This window comes from Paenibacillus jiangxiensis, from assembly GCF_046098255.1.
In the GTDB taxonomy this organism is placed as follows: Bacteria; Bacillota; Bacilli; order Paenibacillales; family Paenibacillaceae; genus Paenibacillus; species Paenibacillus jiagnxiensis.
On record NZ_JBJURI010000010.1, the window covers coordinates 34334 to 51439 of the forward strand.

The following is a 17106-nucleotide window of genomic DNA, read 5'->3' on the forward strand; positions in this document are numbered from 1 at the left end:
CACCTGGCAAAGGAGAGTCGGAGGGATGAAGACATGGATAAGAATATTGATGATGACGACTATCTCCATCCCGCTGTTGCTTGTGCTGGGAGGATGCTGGGACCGCACGGAGCTTAATGATTTGACTCTGGTTTCCGCGCTCGCTATCGACAAGGCGGAGAATCATCGGGTTCGAGCGACCGTGCAAGTCATCATTCCACAGAATCAGGGTGGAGGCACAGGAACGGCGGGAGGCGGCCCTTCAGGAGGCGGAGCGGCGAAACGGACGGCCACCCGCTCGGAAACCGGCATTAACATCTCTGATGCCCTATCCAAGCTGCAACGGAAAATCCCCAGGAGAATGTTTTGGGGGCAATGCAGAATCTTTGTCTTCAGCGAAGCCGTTGCCAGGAAGGGGATTCAGAAACATCTTGATTTCTTAATCCGTTTTCCCCAGACAAGAGAAAGATCCTATGTATTTGTAAGCAAAGGAGATGCGGGGAAGTCGCTTGAGCTATTTCCGTTAATCGAAAATTCTTCGGCTCAGGTGTTGCATAAGCTGACGGATTTGCGGGTTGGGATGAGGGTAACAACGCTTCAGTTGAGCCTTATGTTAAAAGGAGATTCCCGAGCGGCTGTTCTGCCGATGATCCGTATCCTTCCGAAAAGTAAATCAGCCGAGCCGTTTCAAACGATTCCTTACCTAGAGGGAAGCGCTGTGTTCAAAAATGACAAAATGATTGGGGAAATATCGGAAAAGATCACAAGGGGCGTCATGTGGCTCAGAAATGAAATTGGAGAATATACGGTGGTGTTCGAATCGGAGGGAGCAGAAGGCAGGGTGTCGTTAAAACCGTTGAAGGCAAACATAAAGCTGATTCCGGAGATTAAAGGCGACACGTGGAAGATGACGGTCCGGGTTAAGACGGAAGGTGACATCATCCAGAACGACACTGTGATGGATCCCGTGAATCCGAAATTGCTGGCTCTCATGAGAAAAGGATTTGAGGATGATGTAAGGGGACGAATCAACTTGGCGCTGCATGAGATTCAGGGGCGTCATAAGGCAGACATTATTGATTTCGCGAAGGCATTTCATCGAAAGTATCCCGAGCAATGGGAAAAAGTGAAACATCACTGGGATGAACAATTCCCTAAAGTTCAAGTTATCACAAAAATTGACGCAAAGATTATTAGACCGGGACTAATCGGCTCTCCGGAAGGGCTGCCTGAGGAAGAGGTAAGAAAGAAATGAATTGGTTCCTTTTCTGGGGGATTACGATCTCCGCATTGCTGATCACACGTTTCGAGTGGCCAAAGCTGAAAAAAAAACCGGTAAGAGACAAAGCCGTATTCATCTCGCTGCTGCTCCTGGTCTGGATCCTGTCCATACAGGATCTGCCCAGTACGCCAGGGCCAACTACGGTGCTTCTATTCATCTTCAAGCCTTTCCGGGGACTGGTGGAACCGTAACGATTTTTGTACAAGGAGATAGAACTCTCCAAGGTGAGGTGAAGGATCATGCTGGAAAAAGGGAAAATTTCAGCTTTTCAAATGGGGCTCATGATGTATCCGGCCGTGCTGGCTTCCGGTTTTCTTGTACTGCCGACCGTAACGGCCCAATTCGCCCAAAACGATCTTTGGCTTACGGGAGTTTTGGCCGTTCTTGTAGGCCTGATTACCGTATTTGCCGTGACCCGCTTGCATGAGCTTTATCCGGGGCAGACGGTCGTCCAGTACAGTGAGCAGATTGTTGGCAAAATTCCTGCAAAAATGATCGCTCTCGTCTTTATTACCACCAATCTGCATGCTACAGGGGGAGTTACCCGGCAATATGCGGAATTTGTCACGGGTAATTTTCTATATAAAACGCCCATGTTGGTCATTATGGCATCCATGATGTTGCTATGCGCTATCGCCGTGCGCGGTGGGGTGGAGTTACTAGCTAGGAGCACCGTCATTTTTTTGCCTATATTTATTTTCCCTGTCTTTTTTATGCTGCTTCTGATTCCCGATCTGGATGTTAAAGCCATATTTCCTGTCCTTAGCCGTGGGATAACCCCGGTCATCAAAGGGTCTTTCTCGATGATGGGCTGGTGCAACGAATTATTCCTGATGACCTTTCTCCTGCCCAGCGTGACAGATCCGAAGAAGGGGAAGAAATGGGGGTACATTTCGCTCGGCATTATCGTTTTGTTTCTGACTTTTTCCAATCTGATATCACTATTATTAATGGGGCCGGCCCTGGGGGATAAAGTGTACCCGCTTCTTATCGCATTTCGTTATATCAGCATCGGCACTTTCCTTGAAAATTTGGAATCATTGCTGCTGGCGATGTGGGTCGTGGGAGCTTTCCTGCAGGTCAGCGTATTTCTTTACGCTGCCACGCTCTCTTTTGCTCAATGCTTTCAGCTTTCGGACTACCGTCCGATTGTATTTCCGCTTGGCCTGCTCGGTCTGATCATAGGCATATGGGATATCCCCAATTTCCCGGTCTTCGCGTTTATGGTAAGAGTGGCAGTCCCGTTTCACATTTTATCTACGAATCTGTTCATACCATTGTTATTGCTGGCTGTTGCTGTCTTGCGCAAGCAAAGTATAAGCGGGAAAGGAGGATGAGCAGAACGATTGGGCTTTAGTAAACGAGTCAAATTGTGAAATCCGATGGCACTATCATAAAGTAAATATTATTATGTTGACTGTATATTGGTGTATATGATACAATCTATCTTGTCGCTGCGAAAAATATTTCAAGCTGACAAGTACATTTGCGGTCGTGGCGGAATTGGCAGACGCGCACGGTTCAGGTCCGTGTGGGCTAACCCCCCGTGGAGGTTCGAGTCCTCTCGACCGCATCATCTTAACAATGATTGAGCTCCTGAATTTTCTCTAGCAGAGATTCAGGAGCTTTTTGCATACTCGGAATCTGTAAGTACTGCTCATCACCTGAGCTGAAGAAAGAGACCCGGAAGGAAGTCGGAGAAATTCTGAGGACGCTATGCGAGTACAAGAACGTTGAGTTGGCGAGTGGAAGCATAACGTTGAACAGGGGGGCTGTGACTTCTATCCCGGGCTGTTTTCTGGAACTCTATGGATTACATTGGGATAGAAGGCGTATTTCGATTGACAAAATATCCCTATTGTCTTATGATGATACTGGAAATGAAAGCGCATACTTAGTATATTTTACATCGCACGTACTTATTTTTCCACTCACAGTTCTATCAATCGATAAGGAGAGTGATGCTATCGGTAGATATCTCCGGAGATCGGGCGCAATCACCCGTAAGAGGGGCTTGGAGTCATGATGGAATTTGAAAAAAACAATGAAGGGAGCAGTGAAACGAGATGAAAAGGAAGTTTTTTTCTAAAATGAGACCCTTCCTCGCGGCCTGTCTGATCGCGACATTAGCCATTCCGTTGTCTTTGCCGGCCGGGACAGGGGAGGCGGCCCCCGCTCACGTGGACAATCCGTTTATCGGCGCTACGGCGTATCTGAATCCGGATTACGCAAAATCCGTCGATATGTCGATTGCAAGCGTAGGAGACGATGAGCTGGCGGCCAAGATGGAGACGGTCAAGTCGTATCCGACGGCGGTTTGGCTGGACCGGATTGCGGCGATTCATGGCGGCGAAGCCGCCGGCGGGCGCCTTAGTCTGGAAGAGCATTTGGACAATGCGCTGGCGCAACAGCAGGGCGACACGCCGATCACGGCCAGCTTCGTTATCTACAATTTGCCTGGTCGCGACTGTCATGCCTTGGCTTCGAACGGCGAACTGCCGCTCACGCAGGCAGCGCTGCAAAGATACAAAACGGAATATATCGATGTGATCGCCAATCTTTTCGCCGACCCGAAATACGAAGATATCCGCATTATTGCGGTGATCGAACCGGACTCGCTGCCGAACCTGGTGACGAACCTGAACACCCCGGCCTGTGCGGCGGCGAATTCGACTAATATCTACCGGGATGCAGTCCGCTATACGCTGGATCAACTGGCTGATATCCCGAACGTCTACAAATATTTGGACATCGGCCACTCCGGTTGGCTAGGATGGGATTCCAACCTGCAGCCGTCGGTCGATCTGTATACATCCGTAGTTCAAGGAACGGAGGCGGGGTTGGACAGCGTTGACGGCTTCATTACCAATACGGCCAATACGACGCCGCTCGTTGAACCAAATTTGCCGGATTCGAATCTGACGATCAACGGCCAGCCGATCCGTTCGGCAAAGTTCTATGAATGGAACCCGTATTTCGATGAGGCCGACTTTACGGCGGCGCTCTACTCCGGCTTTGTGGCCAAAGGTTGGCCATCCGACATCGGCTTCCTGATTGACACTTCGCGCAACGGATGGGGCGGGCCCGACCGGCCGACCGGCGCGTCCGGCTCGGATATCAATACCTATGTGAATTCCGGCCGTATCGACAAGCGTCTGCATCGGGGCAACTGGTGCAACGCTGCGGGCGCGGGGATGGGTGTGCGACCTGAGGCGGATCCGCAGGGTTATACGCATGTCGATGCTTTCGTCTGGGTGAAGCCGCCTGGAGAATCGGACGGATCAAGCACGCAAATTCCGAATAACGAAGGCAAAGGCTTCGACCGGATGTGCGATCCGACCTACACAACGTCCAATGGCACGCTGACCGGGGCTTTACCGAACGCCCCAATTTCAGGTCACTGGTTCCACGATCAGTTTGTCGAGCTCGTGAAGAACGCCTATCCGGCCATTCCGCTAACCGATAACGGCGGTGGGAACACGCCTCCGGCTGCTCCGGCGCGGGTGACCGCAACGGCGGGCGACCAGCAAGTGAAGCTGGACTGGAACGCGGTCCGCGGTGCGGAGAACTATATCGTCAAACGCGCGGCAAGTGCGTCCGGCCCGTTTGTGGCTATTGCCGAGACGGGGATTGCGACCACCTATACGGATACGAACGTCATGAACGGTACGGCCTATTTTTACGTGATCAGTGCCGTCAACGCTGTTGGGACAGGCCCGGATTCGGCCGTCGCCAGCGCGACTCCCGCCGTCCTGCCGGCTCCGGCGGCGCCTGTGGGCCTCGCGGCGGAGGCCGGGGACGCGCAGGTGAAACTGACCTGGAACGCGGAGTCCGGCGCGGACAGCTACAACGTCAAGCGCGCGCTGAGCGCGTCCGGCCCGTTTGAGACGATCGCGGAATCCGTCGCGGAAACGGCTTATACGGATAACGCCGTAGAGAACGGCACGACGTATTACTATGTCGTCAGCGCCGTCAATTCGTCGGGCGAAAGCGCGGACTCTGGCGTCGTCAGCGCGGCTCCGCAGGAAGCGCCTAAGGGCGATCTGGCGGTGCAGTACCGCAACGGCGATTCCAGCGCAACCGACAACCAAATCCGGCCGCACTTCAATATTAAGAACAACGGCCAGGACGCCGTCCAGCTAAGCGGTTTGAAGCTGCGCTACTATTTCACCAAAGACGGCAGTGAAGCGATGCAATCTTGGGTCGACTGGGCGCAAATCGGCTCTTCTAACGTGACGGTCACGTTCACGGACAGTTATATGGAGGTCGGTTTCACCAGCGGTGCGGGGACGCTCGCTCCGGGCGGTCAAACCGGCGAAATCCAAACGCGAATGGCCAAGTCGGATTGGAGCAATTTTGACGAGACCGACGATTACTCGTACGACGCGACCAAAACCTCCTTCGCCGACTGGGAAAAAGTGACGCTGTACCAAGACGGAGCTCTGGTGTGGGGGATCGAGCCTTAACCCGAGTGAATCGGCCAAGATAGGGGGGATGGTGCAGCTGGAATTGGGGAAAACGTAAGTAACAACCGCGGGAGAAAATGCGAACAAGCTCTTCCCTTGAAGGATGAGCTTGTTCGTCACGAATTTGAATTCTTATCAGCTGCGAACGGAATGAAGTGCGGTAGACCAACGAATGACCTGATTCAACATATCGTTCACATGTGCAATGTGCAATTCGGCTTGCAGCTCCCCCAGAATTCCGCGCAAATGCTCGGCGGCGCGCGTCCCTCCCGAAGAGCCGTAGCTGACGATACCGGCAGCTTTGTTGTACCATTCCGCACGTGCGGAATCCAGTGCATTTTTCAATACTCCGGTAATGCTGTGGTTATATTCCGCAGTAACAAATACGAAGCCATCCAGACTGGCTATTTTCTTGGCCCATGCCGCAACCTGCTGCTCGCCGGAAGGGTCTCCGAGAAACGGCAGATTGTAGTCAGCGAGATCCACGATTTCGTAGGTGGCGTCGCCGCGCTTGTCTGCAAGTTCCTTGATCCATTTTCCCACCTGCGGGCTTACTCTTGCTGGGCGCGTGCTGCCCAAAATAATACCGATGTTCAGTTGAGCGGTTGTCATTGTGGGTTCCTCCCCTCTAAGATATCAAACGGCTATTCCTGTTTTATCCTCCTTTCCGCGTAGTAAGGTCTTCCTGACAAAAACAGTGAAGATCAGTAATGCAATCGACCCGGAAATGGCACATGAAACAAACAGGAAGGAGTAGCCCAGGAATTGGGAAATCAAACCAAGTATGATGGAGCCGAGCCCGATCCCCAAATCCATGGCCGTGAAGAAGGAAGCCGTGGCCACGCCTTTTTTGTCAGAAGAAACGAGGCTTAGCGTTGCCGCTTGAAGCGTGGGCTGCGCCGATCCGAAACCGATTCCGTACAGAACGGCAGATGCCATGACTCCTGGCAATCCATTGGAGAAACTCAAGACAAGCAGCGCGATGATCGTAATTATTAAAGACAGAATAATGATGGAAGCTTTGTTATAACGATCTGCAAGTTTCCCGGCGACAGGACGGGATAGCGTTAAAGCAATGGCGTAGACCAGAAAGAAAGCACCTGCGTTAACTTGGATGGTTCTGGAGAACAGCGGCAGGAAGGTGGTAATCCCCCCGTACGTTAGGGCTAAGAAAAATATCGCTGCGGATATCGTCAGAACGGATCTGTCGAAAAATACCGTTCTCCGTTTGTTGTCCGGTCGCAAGACGGGCACCTTGGTTCCCAGGGCGATCAGGACGGATACGACAGACAAGCCGGCGGCTAGGAAAAATAAACTGTGGAAAGAGTAGCTTTGGACCATCCACATCCCGATGATGGGGCCAATGGCCATGGATACGCTCATGGACATGCCGTACCATCCCATTCCTTCGCTTTGGCGCTGAGCAGGGATTACATCGGTAATGGAAGTTCCGATGGAGGTGGTGGAAACGGCCCAACCACAGCCATGGAAGATTCGCAAAAGAATCAAAAAGAGGAGACTGCTTGCCCAGTTGTACAGAAACATAGTCATTGCGAAGAGAATCAGACCTGCAAGAATAAAGAAGCGCCTGCCGAATCGGTCTAGAAGACCGCCGATGACCGGACGAATAACGACTGCGGACAAAGTAAATCCACCAATGATGAATCCAAGCTGCGATTCACCGATGCCCAATTGTTGGATGTACAGCGGCAGTGTCGGGAGAAGCAAATAAAACCCGAAGCACAAGAAGAACATCGTCAACGTTAAACCCGTAAAAGATTTGGTCCATATGCGTATCATCGATTCACTTCCTCTTAAATGATTATGATAGTTATCGATAACTAACATTTAGAAGAAAAAAATTAGGGTTTTAAACCCTTGGCAATAATGGATATCGAAACCTGAAGGTTATCGTCAGGGAAAGGGGGCGCGATATCTTCCATAAGCAAGCCGGAAATAAATTTCCCGTAATTAAATCGCATGAGCGTCAAAGCTTGGGATTCAGGATTGCCTTTGATCACTTTGCCTTTTTGCTGCATAACACGGAAATATTCGGTGACCATTGCAAGAAACTTGGTCGAAGTATTGTGCAACCTCAGATGGATTTCGGGCATCGTTTTACGTTCCATAATGGAAATTAAGTAAATTTTTTTATTTCTGTTCAACACATTATGGTACAGCTCGCTGATCATGTTCAAATCTTGTTCCAACTCGTAGGTGAGGTTCTTCGGATTGATCTGTTCGATCGGCGCAGAGGAGAGATAGTGATCGACAATGGCGTCCAATATCGCTTTTTTTGAGCCAAATGTCCGAAACACGGTCATCTCGCTGATGGAAGCAGCCGCGGCGATTTCCTTTATTGTTACGGTCTTATATCCTTTCTCGGCCATTAGATCTAGAGTAGACAGGAGTATTTTATCAGCAGTGTTTTCTGTTTTAACGCTCAAACGAATCATCCTTATAGTTAGTTATAGATAACTAACATTTTTGATTTGATCTTACTCCTTCATTCAAGGATTGTCAATTCTCTTTTCGATTTACAACTTAATTGCTCTATCTTACACAGTTATTTCTGGTAGTTCGGTCAAAAGATTCCCTTTATAAATAAAAGAAGGGAATTTAAGGGTTTGTATAGAATAGAATACATTAAACTTTACATATAAAGGAATTGAAAAATCGGCAAGGCTATGCAAAAGAAAAGGGGAATTTTTTTGATTAAGCGGTCTTTTTATTATCTGTGGGGGTCTCAAACGATCTCCAATGTTGCAGATATTATCTACATGTTGAGTATAACGGTATTGGTGTTCAGCTCAAGCAATTCTTTAATGCAGACCACTTTGATTCCGTTGTTCCGTTTGTCTGCCCAAGTGGTTAGCGGTCTGGTTGCACCTATCATTCTCAGTCGATTCAGGCTCACGCGGATTTTGCTGTTCTCCCAACTTGGGCAGTTTTTCATTTTTACACTGCTGCTTCTTTACTTGCGGACCGTGCCTGGGCAAGGGTCGTTTCTGTTCATTTTTGTGATGGTGTTTGGCATGTCATTTCTGGACGGCTGGACCAACCCGGCACGAAATGCGCTTGTCCCCCGCTTGGCAATCGGTAAGGGACTCATGCGCGCAAACGGATTGGTAGCAGTCAGTGATCAAGTAGTTAAATGTGCAGGATGGGCGCTCAGCGGGATTGTTGTAGCCTGGCTAGGTTCACTGAATACGCTTTTGATCGCATCCTGCTGTTATTTGTTGGCTGCAACTGTCACTTCGTTCGTTCGTGATCCGCTGGTTTATCAGGAATCAGGCTCCGAATCTCCAATACCCGCTACTCAACCGGCAGCAGCAGCCGAATCAAAGGGCTCTCATTGGAAAGAACTTGGGGAAGGGTGGCGGATTATTTGGCATAACCGCCGCATTCGTTCCCTGATGATCGTGGACAGTATAGACACCATTGGGGGAACCTCCTGGCTTGGTGTATTTATTCTGGCATATGTAACTCAGGTGCTGCATAAGGATACAAGCTGGTGGGGGTTTATGAATGCCTCTTTTTTCTCCGGTATGATTCTGGGCGGGCTGGTTGTTGTTGGTTTGGTCAAACGGTTGCAAAAGAACAGTTATTTGTACATGCTGGGAGCATTGTTCGTGTATGTGCTGATTACGGTAGTGTTTGCCCTCAATACGATCCCGGTCGCTGCGCTTGTTCTTTTTGCTGTCTCAGGATTACCGGTGCAAATGGCTGGAATTATTCGCCGTACCTTGCTGCAAACAAGTGCTCCGGCGGCTCAACTCCCAAAAGTGATGGCAGGGATTGACGTGCTTACGAACCTTGGCTTTGGCTTATCTTTGTTGTTCCTAGGCTGGTATGCAGACCACTTTGGAATGGTACAGGTGTATCTGCTGGCTGCGGCTATGACGACAATTGCTGTCTTGATCGGGTGGTTCTATCGGAGGGATTTTCAGGAAAGTGCGCAAGTGGATCATCCAACTGTCAAGGACACAGGGATTTGAAGCTGAGGCATTCGTGATGCGGTTCATACGTCATCAATCGCGATCATGAGAACGCGCGTCAAGTGATATTGAGTTTTCCAGAGGTTCAAGCAACCGTAATTACTGGTGAGCTGAACGGTCATCCACTGGGTACCGTCGCTTGGAATCCATGGGAGATGGACCTGAAAAATGCATTACAGGAAGGTCCCAATACGATCCGTTTGACACTGGTGAACACCCTGCGCAATTTACTTGGCCCGCATCACCATGCTCTAGGCGAGCTTACGAGAGTAGGACCAAGCAGTTTCACGGGGGATGCCGGTTGGCTCAACGAAAATGGACAGCATGATTGGTATGATCTGCGGTTAAGCGATAAAGCGGTAAAGCAAGGTTATGGCGGGAAGACTACTCGATCGTTCCCTTCGGGTTCTTGAAGCCGCCTGTGATTGTAATCCGATAGAATACTATTTTAGCTAGGCGCCGCTTCACCGTGAGGCGGCCCCTTCACGGCTGATGCATGTTGCACACTAAGTTTTGGCAGGAAGACTAATGTGGACAGAATAAATTTCTTCGGTTCTTGTAACTGCAATTTTCCCTTTATGTCTTTCAATAATTTTTTCACATGTTTTCATACCGATCCCCGTACTATTTACTTTGTCTAATTCAGTATTTATATGGTTTTCGATATCAATAAATAACAACTGATGTTTAAGATAACAATTAATTTTAACTGGCCGGGATTTATCCGCATACTTGGTAATGTTAGAAAAAAGATTATCAAAAACTCTGCGTACAGAAATTAGATGTACTTCAATTTGAAAAGGGGTGTCACATGAGTTGAATTGAAAATGAAACCCATTATTTTGTAAGATGGTTAGCTGCTCATCTATTAGCTGATCTATCAGTTGAATTCCGTCGAACAGATCAAGCTCCAGATCGTCATCCTCAGTATTAAACACAGTAAAGTACTCAAATAGTTTGTCAGAAAGATGTTTAATTTGGTAAGCCTTTTCTCTGCTGTTATGGATATACTTTACAAAGGCTTCATCCGTCTTATATTTCTTATATTCGATAATATCCAGATATCCGATCAATGCGGTGAGAGGTGTTCTTAAATCATGGGACATGGCTGTGACCAGTTCGCTATTTGCAATTCTGGCCTTATCTTCACTTTCCAATCTTTCAATAAATGATTTTCTCATTTCATTTATGCTTTGAGCCAATGAAGAAAGCTCATCTTTCCCTTTTAATGTGATTGGATAGTTTAAGTTACCTCCTTCTAATATTTTGATTTCATTCTCAAGTATGCCAATATAAGATGTTTTTCTGTTGATAAAAAATAACATAATGATGATAAAAAATAAAAAAGAAATTGCAACACCCAAAATGGTGACAATGTAAAAATACTTGTATTCAAAGAAGCACTCCATATAGATTTGGGCACTTGTATCGGAAAATTCAATATCATAAAATGGTTTATCTTTTAAAATTGCACTTAAGAGAAATTCTCTATTTTCGGTAGTGGATGTATAGCCATCGGTAGCGTACACCAGTTTATTGTTTTTATAAATGTAAATATTCACATATTTCGCTTCACGAACCCATCCTGTTATTTTATCCTGGTCATTTATTGTTAAACCGTTTGCGGATACATAGCTTCTAAATTCAGAAATGGCTTGCTTCTCTTGATTTTCGATAAATGAGGTTTTATTTAAATGGTTTTCTAATAGGTCCTCACCTGTTGTTTGCAATAACAAAAACAAACCTACGGAAAGAGCAAATGAAAAGATCAGACACAGTATTAATTTTATTTTCAGTTTGCCCCATAAAAGGTTTTTACTCAATCCGATACCCCTTTCCCCATACGGTTTTGATGTACTTGGGGTTTTGCGGATCTTTCTCTAATTTGCTTCTTAAATTTCTGATATGAACCATAACTGTATTATTACAGGTATAAAAATAAGGTTCTTCCCAGACACTTTCATATAAATTTTGGGCTGAAAATATTTTTTTTCTGTGCTGTGCCAGCAACAACAGAATCTTATACTCGATTTCAGTCAGCGTAATTTCTTTCTCATCCATATAAACTTCATTTGTATTGGTTTTAATGGTCAGTTCATGGATATGGATCGTATCGAGAGGCTCAGCATTCTCTTTTCCTTTATAAACATAATACCTTCTAAGCAAGGCTTTTACTCTTGAGACCAATTCTGTATATGAAAACGGTTTTGACAGATAATCATCACTTCCTGCCGAAAATGCCATGTATTTATCCGAGTCTTGAGTTTTGGCAGTCAAAAATAAAATAGGAGCACTCGTTTTTTCACGAATTTCCACACATGCCTTAAATCCGGATTTTCCAGGCATCATAATGTCAAGGATGATTAAATCTATATGTTCATTCACTTTGTTTACAGCATCATCACCGTCTATCGCTTCTATCACGTTATATTGCTCGCTCTCCAATAAAACACGGACAATCTCTCTAATCTCGTCATTATCGTCGGCTATTAATATATTCTTTGCATTGTTCAACAATCTCCGCTCCCTTCATCATGTGATCAGTATATATTGCAGTTTGGCCTGAAACTACAATCTTTACACGACTTAAGAATTCTTAAGATTTCTTGAAGCCCGATCTTAAGATCCTTCTCCTAAACTGCTTATATCGATTGAAAAGCAAGTGAGAGAGGATAGATATGTATGGGAAAATCAAAGAAACCATTAGTCGGTAAAATATTTCTTGCTTTCATAGGGCTTTTAGTCATGATCTTAGCCATACAATACTTACCTGAAATCCTTAAATTGACAATATCCGTTGATAGATTTCGAGATTATATCCTTTCAACGGGGAATTTAGGACCTATTATATTCATTCTTTTCCAGATACTTCAAACCGTAATTGCGCCGATTCCGGGTGAAGTGATTCAAATAGCCGGAGGATATATTTATGGCGTACTTTTAGGAACGTTTTATACAACAGCAGGGATGTTATTGGGCGCGGTGATAGCTTTCTATTTTGCCAGGTTTTTGGGCGGTACATTAATTGAGAATTTATTAAAAAAGAAAAGGTCTCAATGGATGGCAGGCATGGTGGACAATAAAAAGTTTTCTATCTTCTTATTCATTATGTTCATTATTCCTGGACTTCCCAAGGATTTATTCGTATATGCCGCAGGACTGTCGCCTATAAAACCTTTAAGGTTTTTTATGATTTTACTTGTCGCCAGATTTCCGTGGCTATTGGCATCCGTGAGTATTGGATCCAATATTTATCAAAAAAATTATGTATCCACCATAATCATATCAGGAGTGTCAGTGCTGGCTTTTATTTTGGGATTGATATATAAAGATAAGCTTATCAACAAGCTTACTAAGTTTAATAAAAGCACGGATGAATCATCATGAGCTTTATTTAAGGTAGGGGAGAGTTGATGTTTATGTTTATAAAGTTTATACCCAATCTGCTTACATTTGCGAACTTGTCATTTGGAGTGCTTTCCATACTCGAAATTATAAAACTAAATTACACTACAAGTGCTGTATATATCATTATTGCAGCTATTATAGACAGATATGATGGGAAAATTGCCAGAAGTTTAAATGTTTCTAGTGAATTCGGAAAAGAATTGGATTCCTTTGCCGATATAGTCTCATTCGGAGTTGCGCCAGCTTTGTTGATATTCAATAAGTTCAATTTTCTTGACTCTGGCCTGCTCAAATTTGCGGGTGCAGGTTTACTATTGTTATATATCATTAGTGGTTCTTATAGATTGGCGAAGTATAACATCAGCAAATTTGAGGGTACTTTTCGTGGAATACCGATAACAGTTGCAGGTTTTGTTCTTTCCATATACTCTTTGATTATACCAAGTAATAGAATTTCAGAGCTTGTATCAGTTGTTTTACTACTGATACTTTCCATTTTAATGGTGTCGAAGTTTCATTTCAAAAAAATATAATCCATGAGGCTAAAAAAGGGAGGGATTGAAATGGGAGGATTATCATTTCTGAAACAATATATCACAAAGCCAAGAACGGTAGGAGCACTGCTTCCAAGCTCGAAATATCTTGCAAGCAAGATGATTGACAATATCGATTTTAACCAAGCAAGCTACATTGTGGAGTACGGTCCGGGTACGGGGATATTTACGGAAAAAATAATAAAAAACAGAAAAGAAAGCACCATAGTATTGCTTTTCGAAAGTAACAAAGTGTTTTGCAACCTTTTAACAGAGAAATTTGAACATGAACCTAACCTTCATATTATTAATGATTCTGCAGAGCATCTAGAGAAATATATGATTAAATATGAGATTCCATGGGTGGATTATTTTGTTTCAGGACTTCCCTTTGCAAGTTTACCGCTTAGTGTATCCACAAACATTCTACGGCTGACACAAATGCATTTGAGACAAGGAGGCAGGTTTATAACTTTTCAGTACACTTTATTAAAGAAAGATTTCATTGGGCATTATTTTAATAAAGTCAATATTAAAAAAGAATTAAGGAATATACCTCCTGCCTATGTATTTTGCTGCAGCCAATAGACGCGTTCCCATAAAATAAGCTATGCAATGATTCTGATACTTACGGAGGGGACACATGATCCATCATTTCGGATCGGAGTGGGCAGAGTCCTATTTCCAGTTATACTCTGTCGAGGCCGTTCAATCGCTATATACCACTTCAAACATGCCTACACTTGCGATAAATGAGCATCGTCCCGTTCTGATTGCCATTTCCAGCGGCCAAGGGATTCTTGAAACCGGGGGGAACAGCTATACATTTGACGCGGGCAGTGTATTTCTTATACCTGCGAGTCATCAGGCTATACTGTCGGCCGAACCGTTGCGCCAGGTCCATGCATACATAGCAGTGATCGGTATTCGGGAGCCCGCAGCAGGGTTGCCCTCTGGGACCGTCATACGGGAAAGTGGGCTGGCATCCGGCGCGGCAGTTCATTTTTTTGCGGAAGCATCACTGATTGCACTGCAGCTGGAAGAGCTGTATATCCACCGCCTGCCGAACAGCGAATCCCGTCATATCCAAAACCAGATCCTTTTTCACCAAATACTGTTGTACCTGCTGGAGCGGATAGAGGCCAGATACGGGGGAAACGAGCAGCCTTCCATCGAGCGCAGCATCATCTATCTTGAAGATCATTTCCATGAAAAATTGACGTCTGAAAAATTGTCCGTGATCGCAGGCGTGAGCCGTTCTCATTATTCAATCTTGTTCAAGCAGTTAACCGGATTCTCGCCCAATAAGTACCTGTCCCGTCTGCGCGTCCACCGCTCCAAGGAGATGATGATGGAAGGAGTCTTCTCGCTCAGGGAGATTGCGCTGAAGGTGGGGTATAAAGATGAGTTTTATTTAAGCCGGCGCTTCAAGCAGGAGACAGGGGAAACGCCCTCCGCTTATAACCGAAGACCCGTTCAGCGGGTTGCCGTATGGCTTGCGCCGTACGCCAGTCATTTGCTGCTGCTTGGTCTTGAACCTGCAGCGATGGTATCGGACAGCAGCGAATACATCCGCAGCGAAGAAGTGCCGCTGCCGCAGAATACCCGATTCATTGATGCGGATAGGTCTCTCGAACAGGTAAAATCCGCATTTCTGGATGCCGATATCGAATTGATCATCGCAGCCGGTCAGCATTTGCATCAGATGGGTTTGAGCTCTGAGCGGCTGCGCTCCGTGGCGCCGGTGATTGAGATTCCGTGGATGGAGCTGGGGTGGAAGGAGCATCTGCGGCTTGTTGCACAAGCCGTACGGAGGAGAGAGCAGGCGGAGCGGTGGCTGGCCGGGTTCGAGCAGGAAGAGGAACAGGCGCGTCTGCGGATTCAAAAAAGCCGGGCCGCTTCCGAAGTCATAACGATACTGGTCATCAAGCCCGACATGCTGCAGGTATACGGTACCAGAAACGCGGGATATGTCATTTACCGCTCGCTGGGTCTGAAAGCCCCTGCCAGGATCGAACGGGAAATTCAGCAGTCTGGCGACCGGTTTCATTCCATTGCCATCGATGCAAGCGAACTGGAGGAATACGAATGTGACAGGCTGCTCGTTATTATATTTCCGGATGAGAAAGGGGCATCACTGCACGCCGAATCCATTTTCAGATCGGTGTACTGGAACAGGCTTGAGGCGGTAAAGCGTAATAACGTGCACATGCTGAACGTGGATGAATGGATTCCGTATAATCCGGTCTCGATTCGTCTGCAGCTTCAGCGGGCCACGGAATTATTGGCGGATAACAATAGTCCAAGCTGATTCTCGAACAAATAGGCATGGTTCAACGACGAAGGGGTCCATATAATTAGGATGTAAATGAGAATGATTTTCAATTCGGGATTAAAGATTATTCTCATTTCTGTACAGTTGAAACATAGCCAAAAGGGGAGAGAGTCACCAGATGAGAAAACTGTTTTTGCCCGTGATATGTATTGCCATTTTAATATTAAGCGCCTGTGGAGCAGGAGGGGGTACAAACTCGGCCGGCACAACGGGCGGGTCCTCTGCCGAATCTTCTTCCGCCGCGCAGGATAAAGGCGCATCCTCGGCGGACTCCGGTTCAGGCACCTTCATATATCAATCCGAGAATGGCCCGGTGGAGGTGCCCAGCCATCCGCAGCGTGTCGTGGTGCTCACCCGTTTTCTGACTGGCAATGTGATGGCGCTGGGCGTACCGCTGGTTGGCGTGGATGAGATGGCCAAGGAGAATCCGAATTTTGCGGACAAGCTGGCTGGGGCTGAGGCGGTGACGGACGAAAGCCTCGAAAAGATCATCGAGCTGAATCCGGATCTCATCATTGGGACGGATGGTGTCAAAAATATCGACAAGCTGAAGCAAATCGCGCCGACAGTTATATATACCTACGGCAAGGTTGGTTTCTTTGAGCAGCAATTGGAGATCGGCAAGCTGCTGAACAAAGAAAAGGAAGCGCAGGCCTGGATTGATGATTTTGATGCAAGAAGCAAGAAGGCTGGGGAAGAGATCAAAGCCAAGATCGGTGCGAATGCAACGGTATCGGTGATCGAAACTTTTAATAAACAGCTGTATGTTTATGGGGACAACTTTGGCCGTGGGACGGAAATCCTTTATCAGCAATTCGGCCTCAAGATGCCGGAGAAAGTCAAGGAAGCAACGCAGAAGGACGGTTACCTTGCCTTGTCAACAGAGGTGCTGAAGGACTACGCCGGAGATTATGTCATTTTCAGCAAAAATGCGGACGAGGACAATTCATTCCAGGATACCGAAACGTACAAAAATTTGCCTGCCGTCAAGAATCATCATGTATATGAAGCCAATGCCAAAGCCTTTTATTTTAATGACCCGCTCAGCATGGAATACCAGCTCCAATTTTTCATCAACAGCTTTCTTGGCAAGTAAGGGTTGATG

General features: G+C 46.6%; 16 protein-coding genes and 1 tRNA gene. 12 read left to right on the forward strand and 5 right to left on the reverse strand.

Annotation, left to right across the window (positions count from 1 at the left end; translation table 11 throughout):
- The first annotated feature begins 25 nt into the window (after window positions 1-25).
- The 5 genes from ACI1P2_RS11645 (at window position 26) to ACI1P2_RS11665 (ending at window position 5727) form a co-directional block, all read left to right on the forward strand.
- Entirely contained in the window at window positions 26-1234 is a 1209-nt protein-coding gene (locus tag ACI1P2_RS11645; RefSeq protein WP_355319893.1) for a Ger(x)C family spore germination protein, read from the forward strand.
- The gene (locus tag ACI1P2_RS11650; protein ID WP_355319895.1) at window positions 1231-1452 is read left to right on the forward strand and encodes a hypothetical protein; all 222 of its coding nucleotides are present in this window, start codon (window positions 1231-1233) and stop codon (window positions 1450-1452) included. The genes ACI1P2_RS11645 and ACI1P2_RS11650 overlap by 4 nt, the downstream gene beginning before the upstream one ends.
- A 48-nt stretch (window positions 1453-1500) precedes the next feature.
- A complete protein-coding gene (locus tag ACI1P2_RS11655) occupies window positions 1501-2598 on the forward strand; it encodes a GerAB/ArcD/ProY family transporter (RefSeq protein ID WP_355319897.1) in 1098 nt (365 codons plus the stop codon).
- Between the two features lie 151 nt (window positions 2599-2749).
- Window positions 2750-2834: transfer RNA gene (locus ACI1P2_RS11660), tRNA-Leu, on the forward strand.
- Between the two features lie 493 nt (window positions 2835-3327).
- A complete protein-coding gene (locus ACI1P2_RS11665; RefSeq protein WP_355319899.1) occupies window positions 3328-5727 on the forward strand; it encodes a glycoside hydrolase family 6 protein in 2400 nt (799 codons plus the stop codon).
- Window positions 5728-5862: 135 nt separating this feature from the next.
- Here ACI1P2_RS11665 and ACI1P2_RS11670 read toward each other — a convergent pair whose 3' ends face one another.
- The 3 genes from ACI1P2_RS11670 to ACI1P2_RS11680 form a co-directional block, all read right to left on the reverse strand.
- Entirely contained in the window at window positions 5863-6339 is a 477-nt protein-coding gene (locus ACI1P2_RS11670) for an NADPH-dependent FMN reductase (RefSeq protein WP_355319901.1), read from the reverse strand.
- Window positions 6340-6363: 24 nt separating this feature from the next.
- Complete coding sequence (locus tag ACI1P2_RS11675; protein WP_355319903.1) at window positions 6364-7527, reverse strand: MFS transporter; 1164 nt, start codon at window positions 7525-7527, stop codon at window positions 6364-6366.
- A 62-nt stretch (window positions 7528-7589) separates the two neighbouring features.
- Window positions 7590-8183 (reverse strand): TetR/AcrR family transcriptional regulator, encoded by a 594-nt coding sequence (locus ACI1P2_RS11680; RefSeq protein ID WP_355319905.1) that lies wholly within the window; start codon window positions 8181-8183, stop codon window positions 7590-7592.
- A 255-nt stretch (window positions 8184-8438) separates the two neighbouring features.
- Between ACI1P2_RS11680 and ACI1P2_RS11685 the strand changes: the two genes are divergently transcribed.
- Both ACI1P2_RS11685 and ACI1P2_RS11690 read left to right on the forward strand, forming a co-directional pair.
- On the forward strand, window positions 8439-9725 hold the full coding sequence (locus ACI1P2_RS11685; protein ID WP_355319907.1) for an MFS transporter: 1287 nt from the start codon (window positions 8439-8441) through the stop codon (window positions 9723-9725).
- Window positions 9726-9793: 68 nt separating this feature from the next.
- On the forward strand, window positions 9794-10138 hold the full coding sequence (locus tag ACI1P2_RS11690) for a hypothetical protein (protein WP_408976206.1): 345 nt from the start codon (window positions 9794-9796) through the stop codon (window positions 10136-10138).
- A gap of 93 nt (window positions 10139-10231) precedes the next feature.
- On the opposite strand, the gene ACI1P2_RS11695 is transcribed toward ACI1P2_RS11690, so the two are convergent.
- Together ACI1P2_RS11695 and ACI1P2_RS11700 are read right to left on the reverse strand one after the other, a co-directional pair.
- On the reverse strand, window positions 10232-11548 hold the full coding sequence (locus tag ACI1P2_RS11695; protein ID WP_355319911.1) for a HAMP domain-containing sensor histidine kinase: 1317 nt from the start codon (window positions 11546-11548) through the stop codon (window positions 10232-10234).
- Window positions 11541-12239: a response regulator transcription factor gene (locus ACI1P2_RS11700; protein WP_355319913.1), complete on the reverse strand. Its 699-nt coding sequence runs from the start codon at window positions 12237-12239 to the stop codon at window positions 11541-11543. Before ACI1P2_RS11700 ends, ACI1P2_RS11695 begins: the two co-directional genes overlap by 8 nt.
- Before the next feature lie 168 nt (window positions 12240-12407).
- Here ACI1P2_RS11700 and ACI1P2_RS11705 point away from each other — a divergent pair, with 168 nt between their 5' ends.
- The 5 genes from ACI1P2_RS11705 to ACI1P2_RS11725 all read left to right on the forward strand — a co-directional run bounded on the left by ACI1P2_RS11705 (window position 12408) and on the right by ACI1P2_RS11725 (window position 17097).
- A complete protein-coding gene (locus tag ACI1P2_RS11705) occupies window positions 12408-13112 on the forward strand; it encodes a TVP38/TMEM64 family protein (RefSeq protein ID WP_355319914.1) in 705 nt (234 codons plus the stop codon).
- Between the two features lie 32 nt (window positions 13113-13144).
- A complete protein-coding gene (gene pssA, locus ACI1P2_RS11710; RefSeq protein WP_355319916.1) occupies window positions 13145-13666 on the forward strand; it encodes a CDP-diacylglycerol--serine O-phosphatidyltransferase in 522 nt (173 codons plus the stop codon).
- Window positions 13667-13696: 30 nt separating this feature from the next.
- The gene (locus tag ACI1P2_RS11715; protein ID WP_355319917.1) at window positions 13697-14254 is read left to right on the forward strand and encodes a class I SAM-dependent methyltransferase; all 558 of its coding nucleotides are present in this window, start codon (window positions 13697-13699) and stop codon (window positions 14252-14254) included.
- Between the two features lie 55 nt (window positions 14255-14309).
- Window positions 14310-15977 (forward strand): helix-turn-helix domain-containing protein, encoded by a 1668-nt coding sequence (locus ACI1P2_RS11720; RefSeq protein WP_355319919.1) that lies wholly within the window; start codon window positions 14310-14312, stop codon window positions 15975-15977.
- Between the two features lie 142 nt (window positions 15978-16119).
- Window positions 16120-17097: an iron-hydroxamate ABC transporter substrate-binding protein gene (locus ACI1P2_RS11725; protein ID WP_355319921.1), complete on the forward strand. Its 978-nt coding sequence runs from the start codon at window positions 16120-16122 to the stop codon at window positions 17095-17097.
- Window positions 17098-17106: the final 9 nt, after the last annotated feature.

What these genes read in the sequence shown, in the direction of transcription:
- ACI1P2_RS11670 (WP_355319901.1), bottom strand. Translation starts at nt 6,339, where the DNA reads ATGACAACCGCTCAACTGAACATCGGTATTATTTTGGGCAGCACGCGC.
- ACI1P2_RS11705 (WP_355319914.1), top strand. Translation starts at nt 12,408, where the DNA reads ATGGGAAAATCAAAGAAACCATTAGTCGGTAAAATATTTCTTGCTTTC.
- pssA (WP_355319916.1), top strand. Translation starts at nt 13,145, where the DNA reads ATGTTTATAAAGTTTATACCCAATCTGCTTACATTTGCGAACTTGTCA.
- ACI1P2_RS11650 (WP_355319895.1), top strand. Translation starts at nt 1,231, where the DNA reads ATGAATTGGTTCCTTTTCTGGGGGATTACGATCTCCGCATTGCTGATC.
- ACI1P2_RS11725 (WP_355319921.1), top strand. Translation starts at nt 16,120, where the DNA reads ATGAGAAAACTGTTTTTGCCCGTGATATGTATTGCCATTTTAATATTA.
- ACI1P2_RS11645 (WP_355319893.1), top strand. Translation starts at nt 26, where the DNA reads ATGAAGACATGGATAAGAATATTGATGATGACGACTATCTCCATCCCG.
- ACI1P2_RS11720 (WP_355319919.1), top strand. Translation starts at nt 14,310, where the DNA reads ATGATCCATCATTTCGGATCGGAGTGGGCAGAGTCCTATTTCCAGTTA.
- ACI1P2_RS11680 (WP_355319905.1), bottom strand. Translation starts at nt 8,183, where the DNA reads ATGATTCGTTTGAGCGTTAAAACAGAAAACACTGCTGATAAAATACTC.
- ACI1P2_RS11655 (WP_355319897.1), top strand. Translation starts at nt 1,501, where the DNA reads ATGCTGGAAAAAGGGAAAATTTCAGCTTTTCAAATGGGGCTCATGATG.
- ACI1P2_RS11665 (WP_355319899.1), top strand. Translation starts at nt 3,328, where the DNA reads ATGAAAAGGAAGTTTTTTTCTAAAATGAGACCCTTCCTCGCGGCCTGT.
- ACI1P2_RS11715 (WP_355319917.1), top strand. Translation starts at nt 13,697, where the DNA reads ATGGGAGGATTATCATTTCTGAAACAATATATCACAAAGCCAAGAACG.
- ACI1P2_RS11675 (WP_355319903.1), bottom strand. Translation starts at nt 7,527, where the DNA reads ATGATACGCATATGGACCAAATCTTTTACGGGTTTAACGTTGACGATG.